23 protein-coding genes are annotated in these 25,527 nt (G+C 63.1%); 16 read left to right on the forward strand and 7 right to left on the reverse strand.

The genetic code is table 11. The features are described 5' to 3' along the window. The first annotated feature begins 23 nt into the window (after positions 1 to 23). Complete coding sequence (locus BMF89_RS21970; protein WP_078107716.1) at positions 24 to 218, forward strand: hypothetical protein; 195 nt, start codon at positions 24 to 26, stop codon at positions 216 to 218. A gap of 98 nt (positions 219 to 316) precedes the next feature. On the opposite strand, the gene BMF89_RS14000 is transcribed toward BMF89_RS21970, so the two are convergent. The 6 genes from BMF89_RS14000 to BMF89_RS14025 all read right to left on the reverse strand — a co-directional run bounded on the left by BMF89_RS14000 (position 317) and on the right by BMF89_RS14025 (position 7,752). Then, positions 317 to 1,984, reverse strand: a complete 1,668-nt coding sequence (locus BMF89_RS14000; RefSeq protein ID WP_253190821.1) for an ATP-binding protein — start codon at positions 1,982 to 1,984, stop codon at positions 317 to 319. Positions 1,985 to 2,050: 66 nt separating this feature from the next. Further along, a complete protein-coding gene (locus BMF89_RS14005) occupies positions 2,051 to 4,270 on the reverse strand; it encodes a S9 family peptidase (RefSeq protein ID WP_078107718.1) in 2,220 nt (739 codons plus the stop codon). A gap of 78 nt (positions 4,271 to 4,348) precedes the next feature. After that, positions 4,349 to 4,801, reverse strand: a complete 453-nt coding sequence (locus BMF89_RS14010; protein WP_139359663.1) for a hypothetical protein — start codon at positions 4,799 to 4,801, stop codon at positions 4,349 to 4,351. A gap of 97 nt (positions 4,802 to 4,898) precedes the next feature. Further along, positions 4,899 to 5,831 (reverse strand): signal peptidase I, encoded by a 933-nt coding sequence (locus tag BMF89_RS22430; RefSeq protein WP_078107720.1) that lies wholly within the window; start codon positions 5,829 to 5,831, stop codon positions 4,899 to 4,901. Positions 5,832 to 5,918: 87 nt separating this feature from the next. Then, positions 5,919 to 6,539: a TasA family protein gene (locus tag BMF89_RS14020; RefSeq protein ID WP_078107721.1), complete on the reverse strand. Its 621-nt coding sequence runs from the start codon at positions 6,537 to 6,539 to the stop codon at positions 5,919 to 5,921. 169 nt (positions 6,540 to 6,708) lie between these two features. Continuing rightward, positions 6,709 to 7,752, reverse strand: coding sequence for an LCP family protein (locus BMF89_RS14025; RefSeq protein ID WP_078107722.1), 1,044 nt, complete (start codon positions 7,750 to 7,752; stop codon positions 6,709 to 6,711). Between the two features lie 420 nt (positions 7,753 to 8,172). Between BMF89_RS14025 and BMF89_RS14030 the strand changes: the two genes are divergently transcribed. From BMF89_RS14030 to BMF89_RS14090, 13 genes are all read left to right on the forward strand, one after another. Further along, complete coding sequence (locus BMF89_RS14030) at positions 8,173 to 9,135, forward strand: plastocyanin/azurin family copper-binding protein (protein ID WP_078107723.1); 963 nt, start codon at positions 8,173 to 8,175, stop codon at positions 9,133 to 9,135. Positions 9,136 to 9,248: 113 nt separating this feature from the next. Beyond that, positions 9,249 to 9,932: a PAS and ANTAR domain-containing protein gene (locus BMF89_RS14035; protein ID WP_078107724.1), complete on the forward strand. Its 684-nt coding sequence runs from the start codon at positions 9,249 to 9,251 to the stop codon at positions 9,930 to 9,932. A 99-nt stretch (positions 9,933 to 10,031) separates the two neighbouring features. Beyond that, positions 10,032 to 12,812 carry a PEP/pyruvate-binding domain-containing protein gene (locus BMF89_RS14040; RefSeq protein ID WP_078107725.1) on the forward strand — a complete coding sequence of 927 codons (2,781 nt, stop codon included), beginning with the start codon at positions 10,032 to 10,034 and terminating at the stop codon, positions 12,810 to 12,812. Between the two features lie 643 nt (positions 12,813 to 13,455). Beyond that, positions 13,456 to 13,668, forward strand: a complete 213-nt coding sequence (locus tag BMF89_RS14045) for a Flp family type IVb pilin (protein ID WP_078107726.1) — start codon at positions 13,456 to 13,458, stop codon at positions 13,666 to 13,668. 49 nt (positions 13,669 to 13,717) lie between these two features. Then, positions 13,718 to 13,945 carry a Flp family type IVb pilin gene (locus BMF89_RS14050; RefSeq protein WP_078107727.1) on the forward strand — a complete coding sequence of 76 codons (228 nt, stop codon included), beginning with the start codon at positions 13,718 to 13,720 and terminating at the stop codon, positions 13,943 to 13,945. Positions 13,946 to 14,067: 122 nt separating this feature from the next. Further along, positions 14,068 to 14,442 (forward strand): TadE family protein, encoded by a 375-nt coding sequence (locus tag BMF89_RS14055; protein WP_078107728.1) that lies wholly within the window; start codon positions 14,068 to 14,070, stop codon positions 14,440 to 14,442. Continuing rightward, on the forward strand, positions 14,430 to 15,464 hold the full coding sequence (locus BMF89_RS14060) for a Tad domain-containing protein (protein WP_078107729.1): 1,035 nt from the start codon (positions 14,430 to 14,432) through the stop codon (positions 15,462 to 15,464). The genes BMF89_RS14055 and BMF89_RS14060 overlap by 13 nt, the downstream gene beginning before the upstream one ends. Positions 15,465 to 15,497: 33 nt before the next feature. Then, complete coding sequence (locus BMF89_RS14065) at positions 15,498 to 16,271, forward strand: RcpC/CpaB family pilus assembly protein (RefSeq protein WP_078107730.1); 774 nt, start codon at positions 15,498 to 15,500, stop codon at positions 16,269 to 16,271. Continuing rightward, positions 16,268 to 17,461 (forward strand): AAA family ATPase, encoded by a 1,194-nt coding sequence (locus BMF89_RS14070; protein WP_078107731.1) that lies wholly within the window; start codon positions 16,268 to 16,270, stop codon positions 17,459 to 17,461. The genes BMF89_RS14065 and BMF89_RS14070 overlap by 4 nt, the downstream gene beginning before the upstream one ends. After that, on the forward strand, positions 17,461 to 18,987 hold the full coding sequence (locus BMF89_RS14075) for a CpaF family protein (protein WP_078107732.1): 1,527 nt from the start codon (positions 17,461 to 17,463) through the stop codon (positions 18,985 to 18,987). The genes BMF89_RS14070 and BMF89_RS14075 overlap by 1 nt, the downstream gene beginning before the upstream one ends. A gap of 7 nt (positions 18,988 to 18,994) precedes the next feature. Continuing rightward, positions 18,995 to 19,927 carry a type II secretion system F family protein gene (locus tag BMF89_RS14080; RefSeq protein WP_078107733.1) on the forward strand — a complete coding sequence of 311 codons (933 nt, stop codon included), beginning with the start codon at positions 18,995 to 18,997 and terminating at the stop codon, positions 19,925 to 19,927. 8 nt (positions 19,928 to 19,935) lie between these two features. Further along, positions 19,936 to 20,820, forward strand: a complete 885-nt coding sequence (locus BMF89_RS14085; protein ID WP_078107734.1) for a type II secretion system F family protein — start codon at positions 19,936 to 19,938, stop codon at positions 20,818 to 20,820. Between the two features lie 126 nt (positions 20,821 to 20,946). After that, positions 20,947 to 21,402 (forward strand): Hpt domain-containing protein, encoded by a 456-nt coding sequence (locus BMF89_RS14090; protein WP_139359664.1) that lies wholly within the window; start codon positions 20,947 to 20,949, stop codon positions 21,400 to 21,402. A 10-nt stretch (positions 21,403 to 21,412) separates the two neighbouring features. Here the strand turns inward: BMF89_RS14090 and BMF89_RS14095 are convergent, their stop codons facing one another. After that, a complete protein-coding gene (locus BMF89_RS14095) occupies positions 21,413 to 22,231 on the reverse strand; it encodes a response regulator transcription factor (protein ID WP_078107735.1) in 819 nt (272 codons plus the stop codon). A 755-nt stretch (positions 22,232 to 22,986) separates the two neighbouring features. Between BMF89_RS14095 and BMF89_RS14100 the strand changes: the two genes are divergently transcribed. Together BMF89_RS14100 and BMF89_RS14105 are read left to right on the forward strand one after the other, a co-directional pair. Next, entirely contained in the window at positions 22,987 to 24,186 is a 1,200-nt protein-coding gene (locus BMF89_RS14100; RefSeq protein ID WP_306874452.1) for a HAMP domain-containing sensor histidine kinase, read from the forward strand. A gap of 241 nt (positions 24,187 to 24,427) precedes the next feature. Beyond that, complete coding sequence (locus BMF89_RS14105; protein WP_078107736.1) at positions 24,428 to 24,820, forward strand: hypothetical protein; 393 nt, start codon at positions 24,428 to 24,430, stop codon at positions 24,818 to 24,820. Positions 24,821 to 25,527 lie beyond the last annotated feature (707 nt).

Here is a 25,527-nt window from a genome sequence, read left to right on the forward strand (position 1 = left end):
TTTACGGCTCAAAGGAGCACTGCATGAAAAAATTCGCCGCAACACTTCTCATGACGGGCGTGCTCGCTATTGGCGGATTTGTCACCCCCGCCAACGCCGCCCCGAAGCACGACACCACGAGCTCCACGAGCTCCACGAGCTCCACGAGCACCACAGTAACGACGGTTACCACCGGCACCGTTGTGAACTACGCTCAGACCGGTTGGTGGCCCAACTGACTCACAGTAGATGCCGTTTTGGCGCCTCATAACGGCATCTACTGCCAGTTACTTGGGTAGAGGCACATAGAACACCGCCCCGTAGTCAGCGGCGCGCCTTAGCTCTCTGTATCCAAGGGGAGCCGGACTGAAACCGTGGTTCCCACGCCAAGGGCGGATTCGACATCGAGCCGGCCGGAATGGCGTTCCACAATGTCGTGGGCTATCGCCAGGCCAAGCCCGCTGCCTGGGATGGCCGCGGTGGAGGCGTTTGAAGCGCGGAAGAACCGCGTGAATACTTGCTCGATTTCCGTTTCCGGGATCCCGACGCCGGTGTCCTCCACGCTGACCACGACGCTGGGAACCGTGCCTGGATCCGAGGTGATCCCGCTGCTGACCGCCACGTGGCCGCCGTCGGGCGTGAACTTGATCGCGTTGCTGATGATGTTGGCGAAGACCTGCTCGAGCTTGGCTTCATCGGCCTGGACAGTCACGGTTCCCGGCGCGTGCATCACGGTGAGGGACAGCGAACGGGAGTCGGCGAGCGGCTGCAACGTCGAGACAACAAGCCTGAGCAAGGTGCCCACATTCACGCGGCTCAACTGGAGATCCCCGGAAGTGTCCTGGTGCGAGACGGTGAGCATGTCTTCGATCAGCCGTCGGAGCCGCTCGGCATTTCGTGAAATGACGTCGACCATGCGCTCGACACCTGCGGGAAGAGGTCCGCCGGCGCCGCTGCGCATCATGTCCAGATAGGCCGTGATGGACGTCAAGGGAGTTCGAAGTTCGTGGTTCACCGTGGTGAGGAAGTCTGTCTTGGCCTGGTCGAGCTCCTGGAGCTTGTACATGACCTGCTGTTGCGCGCCGATCAGGTGGCTCTGCATCAGGCCATACGCCAAGTTCCCCGAGACGTGCTGGATCAGGCCTATTTCGGCGCGGGTCCATTCCTGCGCCGTGTCCGGGCGCGCGATCCAGATGACCCCCAGAACGAGATCTCCCTCGCCTACCGGCACCACAACAGACGCCGACGGCGCACCCGCACCACTCGGCGCACCCGCACCACCCGGCGCGCCCGCGCCTCCCGGCGCGCCCGCGCCACTGGATTCACCCGCGGGAGCCCGTTTCGGCAGCGGCTGCACCTCCGCTTCCGCCCACAACCGTTCCGCGAGTTCGAACGTGGCGATGTCCCCGGTGAGTTCGCCCGGCAGGACTCCCGGTACCAGTCCCGGAGCGTTCCATTCGGCGCTGACTTGCGGCACCCGCGTGTCCGGGAACGTCGTGAACCAGACGTGTTCCGCGCCCAGGGCCTCGCCGATACCCTTCACCAGATGCTGCGCTATCCGGTCCGGGTCAATGGTGGACCGGATCGCCGCGGACACCTTCCGCAGGCTCTCCCGCAGCGACTCGGCTTCCGAACGGCGGCGCGTGCGTTCGGCGGCCCGGGCTATCAGTACCAAGGCCCGGTGCACCCGAAATGCGGGAGGCTGGCCCCGATAGGTGAAATCAGCAATCGTCCACCCTTCCAGAGCCGTAACATCCAGCTCGTCCTCGGGGTCCAGCAGGAGCAAGACCGGGGCGTCATTCCGGGGAAGGAACTCGCGGAGGTCGTTGTCTACCACCAGCACGTCGCTCGGTTCGCTTTTCAGCGCGGCAGCAAGTGAACCGGCGTCGTGCGCTGAACGAACCAGGAACCCTGCTGCGGTGAGCGCCGCCACCGTCTCGGCAAGGCGTCCGGGGTCAGGGTCAGCCACCAAGGCGCGGTTCGGTGCCGATGCGTCGTTAGTCAAGCGACTGTCCACTACGCTCCTACTGTTTCGGTTCGGCCCCCATGGGAGAGCCTACTATCGAGGGCGCTACTTAAGCCCTGCTCCAGGCAGGAGTTCGACGGCGCCGAGCGAGTCCGCGACGAAGGCATAGTCCCACGCGCGCTCGCGCCACTGCACGTATCGTCCCGAGGCTCCACCGTGTCCTCCGTCCATCTCGATCTTCATGACGATCGGCGCCGTGCCGGTGGTCTCGGAACGCAATACCTGGACCCATTTGGCGGGTTCGACATAGAGCACACGGGTGTCGTTGAAGGACGTGACGGCTGCGATCCTCGGGTACGACACGGCGCGGATGTTCTCGTACGGCGTGTACGACTTCATGTATTCGTACACCTCAGGATCGGTGATGGGGTTGCCCCATTCTTCCCATTCGAGCGCGGAGAGCGGCAGTTCCGGGTCCAGGATGGTGTTGAGCGCGTCCACGAACGGCACGGCCGCCACGATTGCCGCATACTTTTCCGGCGCAAGGTTGGCCACGGCGCCCATCAGCAGGCCGCCCGCGGAGCCACCCATCGCGGCGATCCGCTCCGGCGCCACCCAACCGGAGGACGCGAGCCAGTCCGTTGCCGCGATGAAGTCCGTGAAGGTGTTCTTCTTGTTGAGCTTCTTGCCGTCGTCGTACCAGCGCCGGCCGAGCTCGCCGCCGCCGCGGATGTGGGCGATCACCATGACGATTCCGCGGTCGAGGAGTGACAGCCGGGCCACACCGAAGCCGGGATCCATGCTGACCTCGTACGAGCCGTAGCCGTAGACCAGGCCCGCGGCGCTCGAATCCTGCGCAAGGGAGGCGTGCCGCAGAACGGACAGCGGTACGCGCGTGCCGTCCGCCGCCGTCGCCCATTCGCGGGTGGCCACGTAGTCGGACGCGGTGTACCCGCCCAGCACGGGGCTTTCCTTGCGCAGCAGCAGTTCGCCTTGCGGCAGCGCAGCGGTGGGCAGCACGAAGTCGTACACCCGCGACGGCGTGAAGTAGGAGGTGTATCCGATGCGGATCACCGGCGCTTCATAGTCGGTTCCGCCCACACCGGCCGTGTACAGCTCCTCATCGAAGGCTGGATCCACGGCGGCACCCTGGGCGGCGGTGCCCAGCCCGGCGAGCGGGAGCACCTGCACGCGTTCGATCGTGTCCTGCCGTACCGACACCACTAGATGCGTCGAGGTGACGCCCGCGCCGTTGACGCGAACGGCGTCGGAATGCCCGACGACGGTGCGCCAGCGCTGCTCGGCCAGCGGCTTGGCGAACTCGGCCGGGTCCGCGATGGACACCATCGAGTTGATGGCGTCCTTGTTGTGGGTCAGCAGGATGGTCTCGACACCCTCGAGGAGGAACGGCTCGGCCTCGTAAAGGATGTGCTCGTCCCGGGAAATCACGGTGGACAGGCCGGCGTCGAAGTCGTCGAAGCGGAGCAGGCGCGTCTCGCTGAATTCCGAGCAGCCGATGCTCAGCACGAGGTACCTCCGGTCGGAGGAGAGCTCGAACCCGAGCCACATGGCGACGTCGTCCTCTTGGTAGATGACCTCGTCCTCGCTGACGGGCGTGCCCAGGACGTGCGACTTCACTTGGTACGGGCGCCAGGAATCGTCCACCACGGTGTAGAAGATCCGGGTGCCGTCGGGGGAGAAGGCCACGCCATAGAAGATGTTCTCAATGACGTCGGGCAGCGGTTCACCCGTGCGCAGGTCCTTGATGCGGAGCGTGAAGCGTTCCTCGCCGGAGTTGTCCACGGCGTACGCATAAAGGTTGCCGTCCAGCGTCACGGCAGTGCCGCCAACGGAGAAGAACGGCTTGCCTTCCGCCTCCGTGTTGCCGTCCAGCAACACTTCTTCACCCTGGAGTTCGACGCCGGGTTCCACCGCCGGCGGGGTCCAGTCCGCCACGGGATTGCCGGAGTTCGCAGCACGGACGCGGCACTGGATGCCGTACTCCTTGCCTTCGACGGAGCGGGTGTAGTACCACCAATCGTCCTTGCGGCTGGGGACCGAAAGGTCGGTCTCCTGGGTGCGTCCCTTGATTTCCTGGAAGATCGCCTCCCGCAGCGGTTCCTGGTGCGCGGTGACGGCCTCCTGGTAGGCATTTTCAGCCTTCAAGTGCTCAATGACCTCGGTGGATTCCTTGTCCCGCAGCCATTCGTAGTTGTCCACGAAAACATCGCCGTGGTGCTCGCGGGTGTGCGGCACCTTCTTGGCGACGGGGGCCGTTGGGCTGTCGACGTGGGATGGCTGGGCGGAACCGGAAGTCTGGGTCATCCTCTCAATATATAGAGGGCGTGCGACATCGGCGCCCGCGTTCGCTGCGGGGGTAGCGGCGTGCGGGTAGACGTCGGCTTAGGTGCAGGTGAACTGGCCCGTCGTGGCTGGTCCTGTCCAGGTGTTGCTGGTGCCGGGGACCGGGTACTGGTTTTGGACGGTCCAGGTCCAGGTGCCGGTGTGGGGTGTGATGGACGCTTTGTAGCTTGCGCCGCCGCTTTGTTTGCTGGTGCCCGTGAATACGGTGCTTCCGCCGCTGGAAACGGTGAAGACTCCTGTGAATCGCGGATCTGTTATCGCCCAGGACGTGACGGTGATGGTGAGGTTCGAACCTTGGCAGGATGCGGTGACGGTGGCGGCGGATGTCAGGGTGGCCGAGGAAACGGGAAGTGAAGCGCTGTCGGACCCATTGAACGCAGCCTGCGCGATACCGGGAGCGAAGATCAATACCGCAGCCGCCGCCAGGACCGCGGCGACGCGTCCGGACGCAGGCGTCCGCCCGGCGTCGGCGGTGCTCCGGCTTCTACGCAAGGTCGGCGGCTTTCTGTCGGGCCCGGTGGTCCATTCCATTCTTACGACTTTCACACGGTAAGGGCAGCGGATCCGGTTCGGTTCTTTGAAGGGGTTTTCATGCAGCGCGGCGCATGGTGTGACCGCCCAGGGCTTTTTCCAACTGCGGCTGGTGTTCGCGGACAAGTTCGCCGGCTTGGATTGCCGCGGTGTGGTCGGTCATGACCAGGGCGTGTTCGAGGCGGACGCAGTGCTGTTCCATCCGGAGCGCCCCGACCATCGAGGAGCTGGTTTTCAGGCTGAGCACCGCGTCCATCGCAAGGTCACTGTTCCCGGTGCTGAGGGCGTGGCTGATCTTGTCCACCCGCTGGGGCAACAGCCTGGCGTAGGCGGCCGCGAACTTCTCGGCGGCCTCCTTGCTCTTCATCTCCCGCGCCAGGCGCTTCAGGGGGCGTCGGTCGAAGGCCGGCAGGGGGCGTTGGGCAGCGCCGGCGTCCGCGTCGTCGCCCTCGGGCTTTTTCCGCCAGATGGAGACGAGCACCATGACCACCAGTGCGGCCGGAGCGCCGTACATCAGGACCTTCAGGACCACGGGATCACGAAGGGCGCGGATCGCGTTGCCGAGGTAGGGGACGGTGAACACCTGGCGGTCCACCTGGCCTGCTGCCAGCGTTGCTGTCCAGGGGTCGGCGCCGTTGTTGGCATCGCCCTTGGTGCGGACGGTGGCGGTGCCCTGGCTGTTCACTGCCAGGTCGATGATCCGGTGGGTTTCCACCCTTTGGTCCTCCACCGGAATGTGGTACGTGATGATGTCTCCGACCTTCAGGTCTTTGACTGCGACGGGAACCGTGACAACCACGTCTCCCGGGTTGATCAGCGGCGACATCGAGCCGGTGAGCATCGTGCTGGTCTGGTAGCCGAGGACGCGGGGCCCGACGGCGAGGAACAGGAACGCAGCGACGGCGGCCACCATCACCGTGGTCGTGATGACGTTGACCATGGCCCGGACAAACGTCGAGACCCGCCGGTGGCGGACCAGTGGTGCGGTCATGGCTGGGTCTCCGTTCCTGTGGAAGGCCCTCCGCCGTCGTTTTTCAGGGGGGCTCGACGGCGGAGGGCTGGCTGGGGTGGGGCGGCGTTACTGGGCGGTGGCGGTGCGCTGGGTGCCCGTGAAGGTGAACGCGATGGTGCTGCTCTGGCTCTGGAGGGTGTTGTCCGCGGTAGCGGGGAGGGTCAGGGTGACGCGCAGGTTGTCGGTGTGTCCGGCGGTGACCGAGGTCAGGTTGGCCAAGGCAACGTTGGCGCCGATGACGGGCCGGGAAGCGAGGACGCTGGTGGTGGTTCCGGGGCAGGTGTAGGTGTACGCGGGGGCGGTGCCGGCTTCGGTCCAGGGGACGGAGCAGGCATCGACAACAACCTGCAGGCCCATGGTGGTGTTGGTGTCCAGCAAGGAGGTGGGGGAGGCCGCGGTGGTCAGGGTGATTGCGGAGAGGTTCTGGTTGCTGGCTGCGTTGCTCAGGGTGGCTACGCGCTGCACGGTGTCGCCCGGGACCAGGCCGGAAGCGGCGACGCTGAGCCGGTTCGCGGTGCCTGTGGCGCCGAGGGCGATGCTCACGCTGCCGGAGGCGACGGTGTTGCTGGCCGAGGTGCTGGAGGTGAAGGCGCCGTAGGTTCCCAGACCCGCCACGCCGGCAGCAGTGCCGACCAGGGCCAGGGAAGCAATGACTTTACCGGAGGTGGTTTTCAGGTTGAGACCCATGATGATTTCCGTTTCTTGAAGCCCGTTGAGACCGGGATTTCACGGACTTTGCTGCCCGATGACCTCTACTTTCCGGCAGGAATTTTAGGAAGGCGCAAGGATTCCCCAAGCTTCCCTTCAAGATTAGTTAAATATTCAATCAAGATCTTTGCGAGTGTTGAGCGGGAGCTTAGTAACCATGTGCGGCCACATACTCCGGCAAGGTTCCGTCCCGCAGTGCCCCGGCCACTTGCCCGATCCCGGCGTAGTCAGGCACCACGATGGACTGCCCGTCCGGGGAAGTACCTGTGCCTGCCGTGGGCAGGGTGAAGAAGACGGAAGCGGCGGGATCCACCGTGCGGAGGGCGTAGGCCAGTCTCGCGACGGAAGCCGGATCGTATCCTTGGTCCACCGTGAGGTAATTTGTGGCGAAGTTGACCAGGCCAAGGACGGCGGCGGGAGTCTGGATTCCGCTCCTGAGCTTGCCCAGGAGTGCGCGGAGGAACGTTTGCTGGTTGCGGACTCGTTGGTAGTCTCCGTCCACGAACGAGTAGCGCTCGCGGATGAACTCCAAGGCAGCTTCCCCGTCCAAATGGTTGACGCCCGCAACAAAGGTGTGATGGGTGTCAAAGCTCGCGGTGAAGGGCAGCGTGACATTGACGTCGATTCCGCCGAGGGCATCCGTGAGGACCTTGAAGCCCTGGAAATCAAGCATGACGGTGTGGTCGATGTGCGTGCCCAACAGCGTCTCAACGGTCCGGACCACCAGGGGGATGCCTCCCACCTCCAGGCTGGCGTTGATTTTGGCTGCGCCATAGCCCGGGATGTTCACCCAGTTGTCGCGCATGATCGAAATGCCGTAGACCTTTTGCCGATCCGCTGGAACGTGGATCAGCATCAGGCAATCCGAACGTTGGTCCGCTGACTGGCCTGTTGTGACGGTCTGGTTGTTTTGGTCCCTCGCATTCGCCCGGCTGTCGCTGCCAATCACCAGGATATTCATGGGGGTCGCGGGCAGCTCGGGGATTATCGGCGGTGCGGGTGCTGCGGCGGTTGGCGCGGGGGACTTAGAGGGGGACGGGGCACGGGTAGCCGTGGCGCCGGCGGAGGCGCTTGAGGGCGATGGCCCGGACGACGTCCTACCGGAGCCGGCGATGACTGCCGCCAGGACCACGACGAGCGCCAGCAGGACTGCAAGCCCCGCCGATAGCCACAGTCGCCGTCGTCTGTCCATGTCCGGAAATTACCACTCAGCTGGGTTAAAAACGCCTCCGGGAAAGCCTCAATTCGGCCACAAAGACAGCCCGAATGTAGTCCTTATATCTCGACAAAATAACATTCCAGGAGCACGATGAGAGGTAAATCTCTCGCCTTCACCTGGGCCGGCTTTGCCGTGTCCTATCCGTTCCGCAATGGGGGGCTCTTTTGCCCACGGAACCGGACGTCATCCCTCCGAGCAAAGGAGGACCCTGCATGGCCCCAACGTCGTGGCGCCGCACCTTATGCGGGGGAGGGGCAGCAGCTGCGAGCTGAAGTCCATAGGGAAGTTCAAGGAATCCGAGTCACCGTCAAACGACGCCATGGTCTCCGGCGCCTCAAAATTTCCAGGCTAATAACAGCCGGTCAGCAATGATTTTCCTAAGGAATGAGTCTTATGACTGCTCATCCAAAACCCCTCCTATTGCCGCGCCTTCGAGCGCTCATGATTTTGCTCCTCGCCCTGGTCCTGCCGGTGGCACTCAGCGGCACAGCAGCAGCGGACAGTGGCAAATCCGCAAGGACCTGGACCGTCCAGGTCGGCTCCGAATCGTCGGACCAGGCCATCCAGGGGATGTCCTTCCTGCCGAAGAACATCTTCATCAATGCCGGTGACAAGGTCACCTGGGAGGCCAACTCGGCCGAAATCCACACAGTCACGTTCCTGGCCGCAGGGCAAACCATCGAGTCAACGCAACCTTTTGATCCTTTCAGCCCCCTCTATATCTCCGCACAGGGCGGCACGTCCTACGACGGGCACTCCTATTACAACTCCGGCGTGATGTCGAATGTCTCGGACAGTGGGTTCGCCGAAGTTGATTCCTACACCCTGAAGTTCCCGGATGCCGGCGATTTCACGTATTACTGCCTGGTGCATGGCGCGGCCCAGAAGGGCACCGTACATGTGCGGGCCAAAGGAACGGACTACCCGTACACCCAGGAGCAATACAACAACCGGGTAGATCGGGCTGAACGGGCCATCATCCGTGACGGCTACAAACAATGGAGCGACGCCCGCGATCAGGCGGACAGCCACACCGTGATTGCCGGGTCCGACGACGGCGTCGCCATGGTCATGCGGTTCATCGAACCTAAAGTGGTCATCCACGTTGGCGAAAAAGTGAGCTTCGTCAACAACGGCATGGGCGAGCCGCACACGATCACCTTCGGCGACGAGCCTGCCAACCCGTTCCCGCCGTTGGGCGATCCGGCGAATTACACGGGCGGGCAGCTCAATTCGGGCCTTTTGCCGCCGGGCGTGACATTCACCGTGACATTCAACAAGGCAGGGGTGTATGACTACATCTGCGCGCTGCATGACTATTTTGGAATGGCCGGCAAGGTGGTGGTGAAGGACTGACCCCTATTGTGAACGCAGAGAGGGGCTTGTTGGGCCGCCAGCGTCGTGCACCCGCTGTATTCTGTACGCTTAGCTAAATTAGTAAGCACACTTAGGAAGTGAGTCTTTGCGCCATGTTGGACAGCCCTCATACGTACTCGAGTGCACTGGGCGCCCCCGGCTTTCTGGCCGGAACCTTCCTCTTTGACCCGCCCTCGGGGAAAGCGGAATGGTCCGACGGGCTCTTCAATCTCCACGGCTACCAGCGGGGGGAAGTAGTTCCCACACTTGAGCTGCTGATGTCGCACAAACACCCGGATGACAGGCCACGGGCTATGGAGATACTAGCTCAAGTCTTCCGCGACGGCGGGCACTTCTGTATCTACCACCGGATCATTGACGCGCAGGGACATGTCCGTCGCGTGCTGACGGCCGGGAACGCGCAGCTGGGTCCGTCGGGGACCGTCGCGGTCGAGGGAACCGTGATCGACCTGACGTCCACGCTGCGCCGGGAAACCGAGCAAGCGGCGCGTGACGCCGTCGCGGGCGCCAATGCCACGCGGGGCGTCATCAACCAGGCGCGCGGCATCCTGATGGGGCGGTTGCTCCTTGACTCCGACGCCGCCTTCAAACTGCTCGTGAATTGCAGCAGCATGACGAACGTCAAGGTCGCAGTCCTGGCCTCGCACCTTGTTCGCGTGGCGGACACAGATCAGGGGCCGGAAGCAATGGATGAGTTCATCGGCGTTCTCCAGGCTTGCGACCAGGCGGCGCTAAAACGCGCCCTGGACCAGCAGCAAGACTTGGACCAACGGTAAGGCTCAGGCCAGCTCAGCCATCGCCTCCCGCCCGGCAGCGTGGCAGTATGTTGTGGGTCAGGCTCGATGAGGGCGTCTCCGCGATAAGGAGCGACGGTCATGACCTACATCTACAACTTCGCCGATGTCCAAGCGGCCGACGTCGCCGTGGCGGGCGGCAAGGGCGTCGGGCTGGGCAACCTGGTTCGCGCCGGGCTGCCGGTTCCCCCGGGTTTCGTGCTGGCCACTGCGGCGTATGGGGCCTTCGTGGATGCCAATGGGATTCAGGCGCGCATCCAGGAGTTGGCGGCGCTCACGCCCGAGCCTGCGCCGCAGGATTACGAGGACGCCTCGGCCGCAATCCGGGCCCTTTTCACCGACGGCACCATGCCTGCCGCCATCGCCTACGAGCTCGCCGCCGCTTATGAGCGCCTTCGCGACGGCGGCGGGCCCGGCGACGGCGACGGCGAGTCCGCCGGTGCGCCCGTCGCGGTGCGCTCGTCCGCCACGGCGGAGGACCTTGCCTCGGCCAGCTTCGCCGGGCAACAGGAAACCTACCTCAACGTCCGCGGCGCGGAAGCACTGGATGCGGCCGTCATTGACTGCTGGTCTTCCCTGTGGACGGCGCGGGCCATGGCCTACCGGGACCGCGAAGGCATCGCACCGGGCGACGTCCGCCTCGCCGTCGTCGTCCAGCGGATGGTCGAGGCCGAGGCGGCGGGGGTCATGTTCACCGCCAATCCGGCCAACGGTCGGCGGGACCAGATCGCGATCAGTGCCGCGTGGGGCCTGGGGGAGTCCGTGGTTAGCGGAACAGTCACCACGGACGACCTTGTTGTGGAAGCCGGAACCGGCCGCGTACTCTCGCGCCGGACAGCCGGCAAGGAAGTCATGACCGTCTACGCGGACCACGCGGCGGACCGCGGCTCCGGCGTCGTCCCGGACCAAGGCGTCCCGGACCAAGGAGGGACGACCGACCAGCCGGTCCCTGCGGCGCTTCGGAACCGGGCCGTGCTCGACGACGGAGCTGCCGCCGCGCTGGCCCGTTACGGAACGCGGATTGCGGACTACTTCGGAACTCCGCAGGACATCGAATGGGCACGGGCAGACGGCGATTTCTTCATGCTGCAATCCCGGCCCATCACGGCACTTCCGGAACCCGTAGCGGACACTCCGGATACCTGGCCGTTGCCCTATCCGAAGGGGCTCTATTTCCGGGCGAGCATCGTGGAGCAACTGCCGGATCCGCTCTCGCCCCTCTTCGCCGACCTCATTGACGGCTCGGTGACCCGCTCGCTCAAAGCCCTGATGAACGAAGCCGTGGGCAGCGAAGTCGTCAGGGACGGCGACGTCGGACTGCCCACCATCAACGGTTACGCCTATTACTACTACCGCACCACGGCACTGTGGCGAGTGATGGGCAAGTCTCCGGCCGCCATGCTCGCCTTGGTTCGCGGCAAGGCGCACATGGGTGTGGCGGGCTGGCGGGAATTCTCGCATCCCCGCTACGAGCGGGCGATCCGGGCCTGGTCGGCAAACCCTGCGGGGGAGCTTTCGGGAGAGGAATTGCTTGAGGGTGTCCGGACGTTGCTCGACGCCGGAACCGTGTACTACACGGCTGTGCAGTCAATCATTCCGGTCGCTGCGACGAGCGAAATGGCCTTCCGGGCGTTCTACGACAAACTCATCCGGCGCGCCGGAGATCCCCCTGCCGAGACATTCCTCCTGGGCTATGACAGTGAACCCATCCGTGCGGAGAAGTCGCTGTACGACCTTGCGGCCTGGGCCCGGGAGGTTGAGGGGCTGGCCCCGGCGATCCTCAATCAACCGACGGCGGCGCTGGCCGAGTCGCAGAGAAACTGGCTCCCGCCCGCCGGGATGGACCCGGCGCTTTGGCAGCAGTGGCGGCCGCGTTTCCAGGCCCATCTCGATCGCTTCGGCCATGCGGTCTACAACCTGGACTTCCTCAGCCCGGTACCGGCAGACGATCCTTCGGTGCTGCTGGATACGGTGAAGTTCTACCTGCGGGGGCACGGAAATGACCCGCACGAGCGCCAGCGTCTCTCGGCCGCCCGACGGGAGGACCAAACCGACCGGATCGTCGCACGGCTGGGTCGGACCCGGCTCGGGCGGAGTCGCAGGGCCCCGTTCATCCGCCTGCTCCGGTGGGCGCAGAAGTCCGCACCCGTCCGCGAAGACGCCCTGGCCGACGTCGGGCTCGCCTGGCCGCTGATCCGGCGGATGCTGTTCGAACTCGGACAACGGCTGGTCTACTCTGGCGTCATCGCCCGTCCCGCCGACGTGTTCTGGCTGCGGCAGCAGGAGCTGCAAAGCGCCGTCGAGTTCGGCCTCGCCGCGCCGCAACCTTCGGGCACGACGGAGCCGCTAGCACCGGTGGCGGTGGCGATTACCGGGGCGACGCGCCCTGTCCGGGCCGACGTCGTCGAGGAGCGCAAGATGCTTTGGCGGGGCCAGGCCAAGGCGGCTGCCCCGCAGTTGCTGCCGGAGACCCGTTGGATGAAGGACGCCTTCGAATCAATGATGCCGGCGCGCTCCCAGGACCAGCCGAGCGACGTCATCAAAGGAGTCGGCGCCAGCGCCGGCCGGGTCAGTGCTCCTGCGCGCGTCCTGACCGGGCCACAGGATTTCGGCCAGATGGCGCCCGGGGATGTCCTGGTTGCGCGCATCACCACTCCCGCGTGGACCTCGCTGTTCGCCATGGCCTCCGCCGTGGTCACCGACGTCGGCGGCCCGTTGAGCCATAGCTCCATCGTGGCCCGGGAGTACGGCATACCCGCCGTGCTCGGCACCGGAGTCGCGACCCAGCGGCTCACGAGCGGCCAACAGATCACCGTCGACGGCGACGCCGGCACCGTGACCGTCGAACACCCAGCCGGCTAACGGAGCGCCCCCTCCCCGGACGCCCGCTCACATATGTCGGGTTTCCGGCGGACGCCCGCTCACGTATGTGGTGTTTCCGGCGGACGCTCGCTCACGTGTGTGGTGTTTCCGGCGGACGCTCGCTCACGTATGTGGGGTTTCCGGCGGACGCTCGCTCGGTTGATGTGAGCGAGGGTTTTGGGATTTGGGCGTATATGTGAGCGAGCGTCCTGGAGGGACCGCGGACAGGTCGGTTAGAGCCCGACGGCGGGAGTCGGGTTTCGTTGTTTTCTGGCCTCTCGGGGGTGCTCCTCACGGACGCTCGCTCACGTATGTGGTGTTTCCGGCGGACCCTCGCTCACTTGATCTGAGCGAGGGTTTTGGGATTTGGGCGTATATGTGAGCGAGCGTCCTGGAGGGACCGCGGACAGGTCGGTTAGGGCCCGACGGCGGGAGTCGGATTGCGCTGTTTTCTGGCCATGGCCGGAGGCGGCAGGGATGCCCAAGATCGCCGGGTTTCCCTAGGTTTAACCCAAGAAATGCGCAGGATCGCGAGTCTTGACACAGGATGTCCCAAGGACTGCTCCACGGGGTATCGGGCGTTGCTAAGTTGCTTGTGAGCTGGTGCTGGACCAGCCCACCCCAACTCGCTCAGGAGTTTCACATGCTTACCTTCTTCTCCAACGCTGCGTCCCGCATCCGCCGTGATGAAAAGGGCGCCACCGCCGTCGAATACGGCATCATGGTCGCCCTCATTGCTGTCGTCATCATCGTCGCCGTCACGGCACTGGGTGGGACGGTCAAGAACACCTTCTCCCAGGTCCAATGCTCAGTTTCCGGCAAAACGTGGAGCACTACCACGAACACTTGCGGCTAGTAGCTTCGCGTCCTGCCCTACCGTTCGTACCAGAAAACAAGGAGCATCAATGCTGTCCGCTTTCCTAAAGTCCGTTTCTCACGCCCGGCGTGACGAAACCGGTGCCACCGCCGTCGAATACGGCATCATGGTTGCCCTCATTGCAGTGGTCATCATCGCCGCTGTGACGCTGCTGGGTAGCACCGTCAGGGAGACGTTCTCCCAGGTCCAGTGTTCCGTGAGCGGCAAAACCTGGACGGCTGCCACCACTTCAGGTGGCACTGGCACCTGCGCCTAGAAGTCGTGCTGCGAGTGCCCGGGAGGCCACTCCGGCACCAAGCAATTCCCGAGTGGCGGCGGCATACACGCGGCCGCCACTCTGCTTGATCCGAACCATCTGTTCTCTGGAAGGGCAACACTATGCCGAGGTCTTCAGAGCGCGGTGCCGTGGCAGTCGAGTTCGCCATCCTGGCGCCCCTCCTGATCATGCTGCTCCTGGGCATCATGGAATTCGGCAGGGCTTACAACGTGCAGGTGTCGCTCTCGAACGCGGCCCGCGAAGGTGTCCGGGTCATGGCGATCTCAAACGACCAGACGGCCGCGAAGACAGCGGCAAAAAACGCAGCGGTGGCGTTGAATCCAGGGCTGGCAGACACGAACTTCACCTTCAGCCCAGCCAGCTGCACGGCCGGAGCCCAGATGTCCGTGACGATCAAGTACACCCTCAGCACCCTCACGGGGATCGCGGGGCCATTCCCCATGCAAGGAGTAGGAGTCATGGTATGCGGCGGCTGATGGTCCCCGAGAACGACGACGGCGAGCGCGGCGCGATTGCGGTTCTCGTCGCTCTCTTGCTGGTGGTGCTGCTCGGTTTTGCCGCCCTCGCCGTGGATGCGGGAATGCTGTATTCGGAACGGGCGCAAGTGCAGAACGGTTCCGACGCCGCCGCCCTCGCCGTGGCGCAGAAATGCGCCGCGAATACGAGCGATCCGAATTGCTCCACCACGTCCCCCATCGCGAGCGACATCGCAAACAAGAACGCAAACGATGGCCTGAACAACGTCAAGTCGATCAGTCTGGACCTGACAAACCGGAAAGTCACCGTGACCGCCGGGTCCCAGCAGGCAGGCGGCACGCCCAATGCCGTTTCGCTCCTCTTCGCCCGCGTCCTGGGCTTTAGCTCGGCCAACGTGCTGACCACGTCGAGTGTTCAGTGGGGGAGCGCCGTCGCCGGCAGGACTCCTTTTCCCCTCGCGTATTCCATCTGCCAGGTGCAGGGATACATCGGTGGCGGTCTCCAGCTGCTTCAGGATCACGGCACCGGCGCCAACCCTAGCTGCAATTACGGTCCTTCCGGCGCCACGGTTGCCGGTGGATACGGCTGGATCACGCAGGATGCCGGCGTGTGCGGAGGAACCATCAACCTCGCGGTCAGCGAAGGGGGCAGCGCTCCCGGGAACAGCATTCCCACGAACTGTTCAACCACCCTTCAAAATTGGGCCACCAACATCACGGCCGGCCGTGACGTTATTGTTTTGCTCCCCGTGTTCAATTCGGTGACTGGAACGGGAAGCGGAGCTGTTTACGGTCTTGTGGCATTTGCCGCTTTCAAAGTGGCGGGGTGGACGTTCAGCGGCAACAACAGTCTTCCGGACAGTTTCCGTAATACCAGTCCGTATGTGTCTTCGGCGCTTTCCTGCAACGGAAACTGCCGCGGAATCATCGGGAGCTTCGTCAAATACGTCTCGCTGGCGGACGGCTACTCGCTGGGGCCCGTAGACGCCTACGGGGCCACCATTGTCCGCCTCACCAACTAGTTTTCATCCGTTCTTTGAGCACAGGAGTTGTAAGTGAAGTCACGCTTGTTGGCCGGGTCGGCAGCGGCAGTGCTGGCACTGGTCGGGGTGATTCTCGTCTTTTCCTACGCGCAAGGAGCGGATCAACGGGCAGTCCAGAACCTGGCCCCTGTTGACGTGTTGGTGGTCAAGACTGCCATCCCGGCCGGCACTTCAGTGGACGCCATGAAGGATTCCCTGGTCACCCAGCAATTGCCGGGATCGGCGGTTCCCAAGACGGCGCTACACACCTTGGCGGACGCAGCAGGCAAGGTGGCCGCCGTCGACCTCGTCCCCGGCGAGACACTGGTGTCCGAAAGACTGGTGGCCCCGGACGCGCTCAAGACCCCCGGGGACGTTAAGGTGCCCGCAGGGCTTCAGGAGGTCTCGTTCCAGTTGGAACCCCAGCGGGTTGTCGGGGGACGACTCGTTCCTGGAGACCATGTTGGTATCTTCATCTCCATATCCGGCGGCGGAAGTGACTCGAAGTCGGACAAAGGGACCACGCAACTGACCATCCCCAAGGTTCTGCTGACCGCGGTGCAGCGCGCTCCCCAAGCGACCGCAAGCCCGCAGCCGACGCCGGCTCCCGGGTCTGGTGCCGCTGCCAACCCGGGCGATACGAGCCTTCCCACCGGATCACTCTTGCTCACCGTTGCGGTAAGCGATGTGGACGCAGCCAAGATTGTCTTCGCTGCCGAGTACGCCAAGATCTGGTTGAGCAAAGAGCCGTTGGATGCCAAAGACAGCGGCCCCATCGTTATCCAGCCGAGCGGAGTATACAGGTGAGCCGTTTTGTCCTCATAACTCCCAACACCGAATTTGACCAGCGGTTGCGCCAAGCTGTTGCCGGTGGCCTGCCGGGAAGCGTACAGACCTTCTTCACGAGCATTTTGCCGGCCGATCCGGCAGAACTGTTCGGTGCGCTCAACCAGGAACAACTCGAAGTGCTGATTCTCGGGCCCGACGTGCCCGTGGAGGACGCCCTTCGCCTGGCCACGGTCTTCGATGTGCAGTTGCCGGAACTGAGCGTGATCCTCGTCAGTGAACTGGATCCCGCGTTTGTCCTCCAAGCCATGCGCTCGGGAATCCGCGACATCATGAGCCCGGATGCTGACCTGGCCCAGATAAGGGTCATGCTTGAGCGCGCGTGCCAGTCTTTCGCCAGCCGACAGCGCACCGGGGAACCAAAGCAATCGGGTTCGCCGAAGGGCCTGGTGATTGGCGTCTTTTCTCCCAAGGGTGGCGTGGGCAAGACAACCATTGCCACGAACATCGCAGTGGGCCTGGGCAAGATCGCGCCGATGAGCGTGGTGATCGTGGATCTCGACCTGCAATTCGGTGACGTTGCCTCCGGGCTCTACCTCAACCCGGAGCACACCGTTACTGACGCCGTCACGCCGTCGGCCAGCCAGGATTCGCTGGTGCTCAAGGCCTTTCTCACCGTCCACCCGGCGAGCATCTATGCGTTGTGCGCGCCGAAGGACCCCGTCGAAGCTGATGAAATCTCGCCGGAACAAGTGGGCAGGCTGCTCGAGCAGCTCGCTCATGAGTTCCAGTACGTGGTTGTCGACACGGCACCCGGACTGCCAGAAATCGGGCTCGCCGCCCTCGAGCAGTGCTCGGACGCAGTCTGGGTGACCGGCATGGACGTTCCAAGCGTCCGGGGCCTTCGCTCCGGGCTGGACATCCTCCGCAGGCTGAACCTCCTTCCCGAAACCCGCCACGTGGTGCTCAACATGGCTGATTCCAAGTCGGGGCTGTCGGTCCAGGACGTCGAATCGACAGTCGGTGCGCCGGTTGACGTGAGCATCCCCCGATCGAAGGCCGTAGCGTTCTCCACCAACCGCGGCATTCCCGTGCTCCAGGACTCGGTGAAGGATCCTGCCGTCAAAGGTCTCAAACAACTTGTGGACCGCTTCAACCCCACGTGGCGTGCCACAGCACAGCGCAAACTGCACAGAAGGGTCGTCGTCTAATGAAGCTGTCTGAACGGCTGCATGCCGCCGAGGACAAGACCGAAGCGTCTCCCCGCCCAGGGGTGGATCTTGGCGCGAGCACACCCTCTACCCCTAAACCGACATTCGCTGACTCGACGCAGCAGGTCAGGCCACTTCCCTCGGGGAAGCCCGGCGGCGCCCTGAAACCCCACACCTCGGTCAAGCTGTCCGACGTCCCTGACTCGCCGAAGCTCAGGGCCCAGCAACCCGTGGACGCTTTCGCTGCCCTCAAGGTGCGCGCCGCCACCGCATTGTTCGAGCGGCTGGGCGCGAGGTTCAACGACTCGGGTGTCAGCGAACACGAGTTGCGGTCAACTGCCCGGGAAGAACTCATCCGGATCATCGACGCCGAACAGGTCCCGCTGTCCGCGGACGAGCGCAGCCGGCTGGTCGCGGACGTGGCGGATGACGTCCTTGGCTATGGGCCGCTCCAACGCTTGCTGGACGACCCGGAAGTCACCGAAATCATGGTCAACAGGATGGACCAGATCTACGTCGAACGAAAAGGCAAGCTGACCCTCACGGACTCCGGATTCAGCTCAGAAGAGCACCTCCGGAGAGTCATCGAACGCATCGTTTCGAAAGTGGGCCGCCGGATCGATGAGTCGTCCCCCCTTGTTGACGCGCGGCTTGAGGACGGGTCCCGAGTCAATGCGGTGATCCCTCCGCTTGCGGTGGGCGGTTCGTCGCTGACCATCCGAAAATTCAGCAAAATACCGTTGACCATCAGGAACCTGATCGATTTCGGAACGCTCACGCCCGAAATGGCGGAGCTCCTCAATGCGTGCGTCAAGGCGAAGCTGAACATCATTGTTTCCGGAGGTACCGGAACCGGAAAGACGACACTGTTGAATGTCCTCTCGTCTTTCATCCCGGAAGACAACCGGATTGTCACCATCGAAGATGCCGTGGAACTGCAGATCCAGCAGCAACACGTGGTCAGGCTTGAGAGCAGGCCACCGAACACCGAGGGCAAGGGGGCCGTGACCATCAGGGAACTGCTGAGGAACTCGCTTCGTATGCGGCCGGACAGGATCGTCGTCGGCGAGGTCCGCGGTGGAGAATCCCTCGACATGCTGCAGGCCATGAACACCGGCCACGACGGTTCCCTCTCCACGGTGCACTCGAATTCCCCTCGCGACGCCGTGGCGCGCCTCGAAACCCTCGTGCTCATGGCCGGTATGGACCTGCCATTGCGGGCAATCCGCGAGCAAATAGCGTCCGCGGTGAATCTCATCATCCAGATCTCCCGGTTGCGGGACGGAACGCGCCGCATCACCCACGTGACTGAGGTCCAGGGCATGGAAGGCGACATTGTCACCCTTCAAGACGCCTTTGTTTTCGATTACTCGGCAGGCGTCGACTCCCACGGAAGGTTCCTGGGACGGCCGGTCCCCACGGGTATCCGTCCGCGCTTCATCGACCGCTTCGATGACTTGGGTATCCATGTATCTCCCGGAGTATTCGCCGCGCCCCTGGCAACAGCAACAGCAGCAAGGACGTGAGCGGAAAATGATGCTCTTGACCGGTATGGCCCTGATGTTTTCAGCCATCCTGCTCCTCGGCGTGGCCGTGATCCTGCCGAAAACTCCGGAAGTTCCGTTCGATCGACGCCGGCCCTACCACGTAGGTTCGGGCTCCCAGCTGACGCGTTTTGCAGGTTCTGCCGCCGACGCAGTCCACGGGGTGTTGACCAGGCGCAATATCCGGCTCTTCAACCGTGAACAACTGGAGAATGCCGGGCTGCGGATGAGCCAGGCGGATTTCTTCATCCTTGTCATTGCCGGTGCATTCGTGGGTGCCCTGATCGGTCTGGTCATCGGCGGTCCGTTGGTGGCCTTCCTGTTCTTTCTCCCGGCGCCCCTCGTAGCGCGGGTCATCTTGAGCTCCCTGGCCGGCAAAAGGCGCGCCAAATTCGATGAGCAGCTCGGGGACACGCTCCAACTACTGGCTGGCGGCCTGCGGGCCGGGCACAGCATCCTCCGCGCCATCGATGCTGCCGCCACGGAATCTGCCAGCCCGACGTCCGAGGAAATGCGCCGGATCATTACAGAGACGAGCCTTGGCCGTGATCTTGAGGCATCGCTGAACGACACAGCGGAGCGGATGCGGAGCGAGGACTTCGTGTGGATAGCGCAAGCCATCCAAATCAACCGCGAGGTGGGCGGAAACCTTGCGGAGGTCCTGGACCAAGTCAACGAGACCATACGCGAACGCAGCGAGATCAAGGGACACATCAAATCCTTGGCCGCGGAAGGAAAGTTCTCGGGATACATCCTGATGGCGCTTCCCTTCGGCATCGTCACCATGCTCTTGCTTATCAACCCCGGCTACATGAACGTGATGTTCACCCAGCCGCTTGGTTGGGGAATGATCGGCTTGTCAGTCATTCTCATGACGATCGGCGGTCTCTGGATGCGCAAGATCATCGACTTGAAGTTTTGAGGTGACGAGTGAATCCCTCTCTTCTAATCTCCCTCGTCCTGGTTCCTCTGCCTATCGCCTACCTCGCCTGGTCATTCCTGTCGGTTGACCGCAAAGCCCAACGTGCCGTCCGGGATCTTTTGACCCAAGGCGCAGCCATTGCCGAAGCTGGTCCACAAAGTCGTGGCAGTGCGCTCGAGCTCATTGGCTACCGTTTGACCCCCGGCGGCTACGTCCAGAAACTGGACCGGCTGCTCTCGCTGGCCGGCCGCCCGCCGTCGCTCCCTTTGGGGCGCGTCCTCGCTGCCAAACCCCTGCTCGGATTGTTCGGCGCACTTTTTGGGTTTCTCATCAGTGCCAACAGCTCAAGCGGAATCCTTAAGCTCGTAGGGATATTTGTCGTATTACTCGGATACTTTATCCCGGACCTAATGCTGTACAGCAAAGGGCAAGAGCGCCAAAAGGCCATGCAATTGGAACTCGCAAATACCATGGACCAAATGCTGATTTCCGTTGAGGCTGGCCTCGGTTTTGAAGGAGCAATGGCCCGGGCCGGAGAAAACGGGAAGGGGCCGCTGGCCGAGGAGTTGGTGCGGACGCTGCAGGACATGCAGGTCGGAAGGAGCCGCCGCGAGTCCTATCTCGCCCTCGCCGAACGAACCAACGTTCCGGAGCTCCGGAGCTTTGTACAGGCCGTGATCCAGGCTGACACTTACGGCATTGCCATCAGCCGGGTCCTCAGGGTCCAGGCGAAGGTTATGAGGGTTAAGCGCCGCCAACGTGCAGAAGAGAAGGCGATGAAGCTTCCGGTGATGGTTCTCTTCCCGCTTCTGCTCTTCATCTTCCCTGTGTTGTTCATCGCCATCCTGGGGCCGGCCGTCATCAACGCTATAGCCACCTTCAGCGGAGGTTAAGCGCAATATCACATTCTCCGAATGGGTGTGCTGGAGGAAAAGGAGTTAAATCAAGAAAGGCCTAAGATTTCCTTAAGATAGGCATAAGTTCGGTTTTTTCCGGAATTCAGAAAGTAGCATTGGGCTATGTTCAGTTCAGGTTCAAGCGAGGTCAACGAGGATTCAGACCCCAGCCATACGGGTTCGGTCGGGGACTCCACTGCGCTGCCAGTCGTCCCGCTTATCGAACTTCCCATACTGGACCTGGCTGAATTCCAACTCCTGGAAGATCAAGTGGACAATCCGCTGATCGCGCGAACGTTCGCCGGCGACTTTGCGAAACTCTGGGCGAAGCGATACGAAATCCTGGCAACCGCCGTCGAGCGCGGCGACATGGCCGCAGCCCTGAACGCGGTCCTTAGCCTCAGGACCTCTTCCATCATGGTTGGCGGCGTCCGCCTCGCGGTACTTGCAGCGCAACTGGAGGAACGTATTAGAAAGAGCGAACTGCGTGAAGCCAGGCCGCTCCTCAAGGAAGTTGCAGAATGCGGGCACCTAACGGTCCAGGAACTCAAGGACAGCTACGTGCTCAGGAACGATTGACGGACGCCGCCTAATCCGAACTTTTCGGCGTCAGGCGATAGCCGACTCCTCGGACAGTCTGTAAAAAGCGCGGCGATTGTGGATCTTCACGAAGCTTTCGGCGGAGGTTCCCGATGTGGGTCTCAACGGCCCGTTCGTCGGCGTCGCTGATGTACGCATCGTCGTCGTAGTACTCACCGCGCGCCGCCCGCACCAGGTCAGCCCGGGTGCGCACCTCGCCATTGGCCCGAAGCAAGTCGAGAAGCAGATCGAACTCGCTTCGCGTCAACGTCACGGCGGAACCTTGAAGCGTCACCGTGCGTGATTTGTGGTTCAGGGCCAAGCCATTGTGCCTGATCACTGCATGGTCGACGCCGGCAGAGCCGCCGTCGGCGCCTCTCGAAACAGCGCCGGCGTTAGCACCGCCGTCGGGCACCGAACCAGAGCGATCCTCCTCCAGCAACGCAAGCCTGCCGTCCGCGCGAGGCCGCCGCATCATGGCCGTGACCCGCGCCCGCAATTCACGCGGCAGGAACGGCTTCTTGACGTAGTCGTCTGCGCCGGTCAGGAACGCGGTCAACGTGTCCGGCTCGTCGCGCCTGGCCGTCAGCATCACCACATATGCGTCGCTGAATTGCCGAATCCGACGCAGGACCTCGTGGCCGTCCATGTCGGGAAGCCCGACGTCGAGCGTCACCACGGTGGCGTGGTGGTCCCGCACGACCTCCACGCCTTCGCGTCCGGTGGCGGCAGAGTGCACCACAAATCCAGCTTCCTTAAGGATGGCGTCGACCAGATTTCGCACGTCTTCGTCATCCTCAATGACTACAGCTACCCCAGGCTCGCTCATAGAACATCCTCGAGGGTGCACATCGCCGCACAGCCCAGCGCAATGCGGTAAATGCCACCCAAATACTCACGATACAAGCATTGAAGCCATCTGGCATCTAATATGTGGATTAAGCGCTTGCTTCGAACTTCCAGTTGGATGGTTTGGGCCGTCGTATTGTGGTTCCTTGGGGGAATAGTGGGCTCCGGGTGCTTCCTTCGGGAAGCGCGTGGAGCGGTAATTGGTTCGCGATTCTCCAAGGAAGGGTCTTGACTTTGAGTGAGCAGCCATTTTTTCGCGCGGCCGCCCGTTTCTTCCGCAAACTCACACCTCGTGCCCGCCTGGCTGTCTGTGAATTACCACTAACGCTCATCGTCGCCGGCCTTGCGATCGCAGCCCCAACTGTTTGGCCAGGGTTAATCCAGAATTGGCTGTTTGTTACCGGGGTTTTCCTTCATGGGGCGCTGTTCCTTGGCTGCCTGCTGGTTCCCTGGGAGCGATTGTCGCCGAGTGCGGGCCTGGCAATCCCCGTTTTGGATTTTGTCGCCCTCTGGTTCACCCGAAACGGCGCTTTCAGCGCAATACCGGGCCTCATCACTTTGGCTATCTTTCCCGTGATCTGGTTGTCTGCCTCAGGCATGCTTTCGAAGACAAGCCTGGTCCTCAGTTTTGTGGGTCCTTTTGTCATTGCGTTTCCGCCAGTGGTCACGCACTTGCCACGTCCTACGCCGTCGGACATTTCTTCCGTACTGCTATTACCGCTGATGATGTTCGCAATGGCAGTGTCCATTCGCTTGGCTGGCTCCAATGCCCGTCTCCAGCAACGGCGGGTAAGCCAGCGCGACCAGTCCCTGCGGCAATTGTTGGCTGCCAGCCGGGAGCGGGAAACGCTGCTCAAGACGATCCTGGACACGATCGACGTCGGAATTGTCGCCGTCGATTCGAAGGGCGAAACCCTCCTGATCAACAATCAACAAAAGGCGTTCCTCAAGATGGCGATGCCCGCGGGAGGCTCGCGGGGTCCCGCGGAACGCGACTGGCTCGTTTTTGGCCAGGACAGGCGGACGCCGATTCCGCTTGAAAAGGGACCCGTTCGGAGGGCCGTTCAAGGGGAAACATTCTCCGACTATCTCCTTTGGTTCGGCGCCGGAACCGACCAACGGGTCATCTCAACCGCCGCGCGGGGTATGAAGAGCGACGTCGACGACGGGTTTGGCGGTGCGGTGATCGTATTCAAAGACGTGACGGATGTTGTGGATGCCCTTGCCGCCAAGGACGAATTGGTTGCCAACGTTTCGCACGAATTCGGTTCGCCGCTGACGTCGATCTTGGGCAACATCGATCTTGTGCTGCGCGGCGCCCAGGAACTCCAGCCGGCAACAAGGCTTGGATTGGAAATTGCGGAGCGGAATGCCGAGCGGCTCCGGGCCCTGGTGGAGGACCTGCTTTCGTCGGCCGCGGCAGTAGAGAGCGTACATCTGAGGCGCACGGATTTGGCAGGGTTGGTTGAAAATAGCTTGGTTTCTGCACGCGCACAGGCCGACGCCGCCCACGTGGGCCTCGTCGCCGACGTTCCTGCACCCCTGTGGGCAAACGCCGACCCCTTGAGGCTGGGACAGGCCTTGGACAACCTGGTGTCCAACGCCATCAAGTATTCGCCCGGTGGCGGACTGGTGACCGTCCGGGCGGAGCGGAACGACGGTTGGGTCCGGCTTGAAGTGAAAGATACGGGAATGGGCATGACCACTGACGAGTCGGCCAGGATTTTCACCCGGTTCTTCCGGACTAACGCCGCCCGTCAGGCCGCGATTCCCGGCGTCGGCCTCGGGCTGTCCATCACCAAGTCCATCGTCGAGCGACACGGAGGCAGCATCTCCTGCCGCAGCGAGCCCGGCAGCGGAAGCACTTTCACGGTGGCACTGCCGGCTGGACCGCCGCAAGAGCCGTCCCAGACAGACATGCCGGCGCTGTACTAAGCCGGCACTGCAACAGGCCGGATCCCGGAGCGGGTAGCGGCCAGCCGTGCAAGTACCCGGCCGGGCAAATTAGAGTACCCACTACTCGTGACCGGCCCTAGAGGCAGCCGATTCAATGGAACTCAGTTGGTCTCAAACGCAGTTCCTGGTCTCTGGGGGTTATCCGTATGTGTGCTTTCTGCAATCCCGTTGTGCCCTTCCCGCGTCTCACAGTCAGTTCCACAGCGACGGAGGCAGTCCGTTGAGCGCGGCAGCGATGTTCGCCGGGTCGTTGCCCGGGCTGATCCTGATGGACTTCGGCCAGGCAATGGTGGTGGTGTGCGTGTGTTTCGACATGGTCCGTGCCGTGTCCGTGCCTCGATCGCATCGACGTTACGTCGCCAATACCATCTTCAAGACCCTGGCGGTGCCGTCGATTCTCGTCATGGGCGTCAGCGTCCTCGCGAAGGCAATCCAATGGAATTGGACCGACGTGGCGATGGGCGTTTTCGTGATCGTGATGATCATCTTCCGCTGGCACCAGGACAAGGACGAGGACAGCTGGTGGAAAGGCAAAGGCAAGAAGCTGGCCCGCTGGGCGCGGAAGCAACTGACGCCGCGACCCGCCTTCGTCCCGGCGTCGGCGTCAGCCTAAGCGCCTAGCCTCCCCGGACGCTCGCTCACCTTTAGGCTGTTTTCCGCCGACGCTCGCTCACCTTTGAGGCGTTTTCCGCCGACGCTCGCTCACCTTTGAGGCGTTTTCCGCCGACGCTCGCTCACATGATCTGAGCGAGCGTTCCGGCGTTTGGCCCTATATGTGAGCGGGCGTCCGGCGTTTGGCCCTATATGTGAGCGAGCGTCCGGGCTGATGCGCTGGGAACAGTGCCTTAGCGCCCGACGGCGGCAGCCCGATGGCGCCGTCGTCCCGCCTTGTGTGCCGTTCCCCCCGGACGCTCGCTCACCTTTGAGGCGTTTTCCGCCGACGCTCGCTCACTTGATCTGAGCGGGCGTTCCGGCGTTTGGCCCTATAGGTGAGCGGGCGTCCGGGCTGATGCGCTGGGAACAGTGCCTTAGCGCCCGACGGCGGCGGTCCGGTGGCGCCGTCGTCCCGCCTTGTGTGCCGTTCCCCCTCAGACGCTCGCTCACCTTTGAGGCGTTTTCCGCCGACGCTCGCTCACTTGATGATCTGAGCGAGCGTTCCGGCGTTTGGCCATATACGTGAGCGAGCGTTCGGGCATTTGGCCCCATATCTGAGCGGGCGTTCCGGCGTTTGGCCCCATATGTGAGCGGGCGTTCCGGCGTTTGGCCATATATGTGAGCGAGCGTTGGGGAAGAGAGCCATATACGTGAGCGAGCGTTGGG

Origin of the sequence: Arthrobacter sp. SRS-W-1-2016, assembly GCF_002009585.1 — a bacterium.
Taxonomy (GTDB): domain Bacteria; phylum Actinomycetota; class Actinomycetes; order Actinomycetales; family Micrococcaceae; genus Arthrobacter; species Arthrobacter bambusae_A.

Excerpts from the sequence above, each read along its gene's own strand:
- BMF89_RS14090 (WP_139359664.1), top strand. The coding sequence starts at position 20,947 with ATGTTCAGTTCAGGTTCAAGCGAGGTCAACGAGGATTCAGACCCCAGC.
- BMF89_RS21970 (WP_078107716.1), top strand. The coding sequence starts at position 24 with ATGAAAAAATTCGCCGCAACACTTCTCATGACGGGCGTGCTCGCTATT.
- BMF89_RS14025 (WP_078107722.1), bottom strand. The coding sequence starts at position 7,752 with ATGGACAGACGACGGCGACTGTGGCTATCGGCGGGGCTTGCAGTCCTG.
- BMF89_RS14075 (WP_078107732.1), top strand. The coding sequence starts at position 17,461 with ATGAAGCTGTCTGAACGGCTGCATGCCGCCGAGGACAAGACCGAAGCG.
- BMF89_RS14040 (WP_078107725.1), top strand. The coding sequence starts at position 10,032 with ATGACCTACATCTACAACTTCGCCGATGTCCAAGCGGCCGACGTCGCC.
- BMF89_RS14020 (WP_078107721.1), bottom strand. The coding sequence starts at position 6,539 with ATGGGTCTCAACCTGAAAACCACCTCCGGTAAAGTCATTGCTTCCCTG.
- BMF89_RS14055 (WP_078107728.1), top strand. The coding sequence starts at position 14,068 with ATGCCGAGGTCTTCAGAGCGCGGTGCCGTGGCAGTCGAGTTCGCCATC.
- BMF89_RS14100 (WP_306874452.1), top strand. The coding sequence starts at position 22,987 with ATGGCAGTGTCCATTCGCTTGGCTGGCTCCAATGCCCGTCTCCAGCAA.
- BMF89_RS14035 (WP_078107724.1), top strand. The coding sequence starts at position 9,249 with ATGTTGGACAGCCCTCATACGTACTCGAGTGCACTGGGCGCCCCCGGC.
- BMF89_RS14050 (WP_078107727.1), top strand. The coding sequence starts at position 13,718 with ATGCTGTCCGCTTTCCTAAAGTCCGTTTCTCACGCCCGGCGTGACGAA.
- BMF89_RS14045 (WP_078107726.1), top strand. The coding sequence starts at position 13,456 with ATGCTTACCTTCTTCTCCAACGCTGCGTCCCGCATCCGCCGTGATGAA.
- BMF89_RS14060 (WP_078107729.1), top strand. The coding sequence starts at position 14,430 with ATGCGGCGGCTGATGGTCCCCGAGAACGACGACGGCGAGCGCGGCGCG.
- BMF89_RS14080 (WP_078107733.1), top strand. The coding sequence starts at position 18,995 with ATGATGCTCTTGACCGGTATGGCCCTGATGTTTTCAGCCATCCTGCTC.
- BMF89_RS14095 (WP_078107735.1), bottom strand. The coding sequence starts at position 22,231 with ATGAGCGAGCCTGGGGTAGCTGTAGTCATTGAGGATGACGAAGACGTG.
- BMF89_RS14005 (WP_078107718.1), bottom strand. The coding sequence starts at position 4,270 with ATGACCCAGACTTCCGGTTCCGCCCAGCCATCCCACGTCGACAGCCCA.
- BMF89_RS22430 (WP_078107720.1), bottom strand. The coding sequence starts at position 5,831 with ATGACCGCACCACTGGTCCGCCACCGGCGGGTCTCGACGTTTGTCCGG.
- BMF89_RS14030 (WP_078107723.1), top strand. The coding sequence starts at position 8,173 with ATGACTGCTCATCCAAAACCCCTCCTATTGCCGCGCCTTCGAGCGCTC.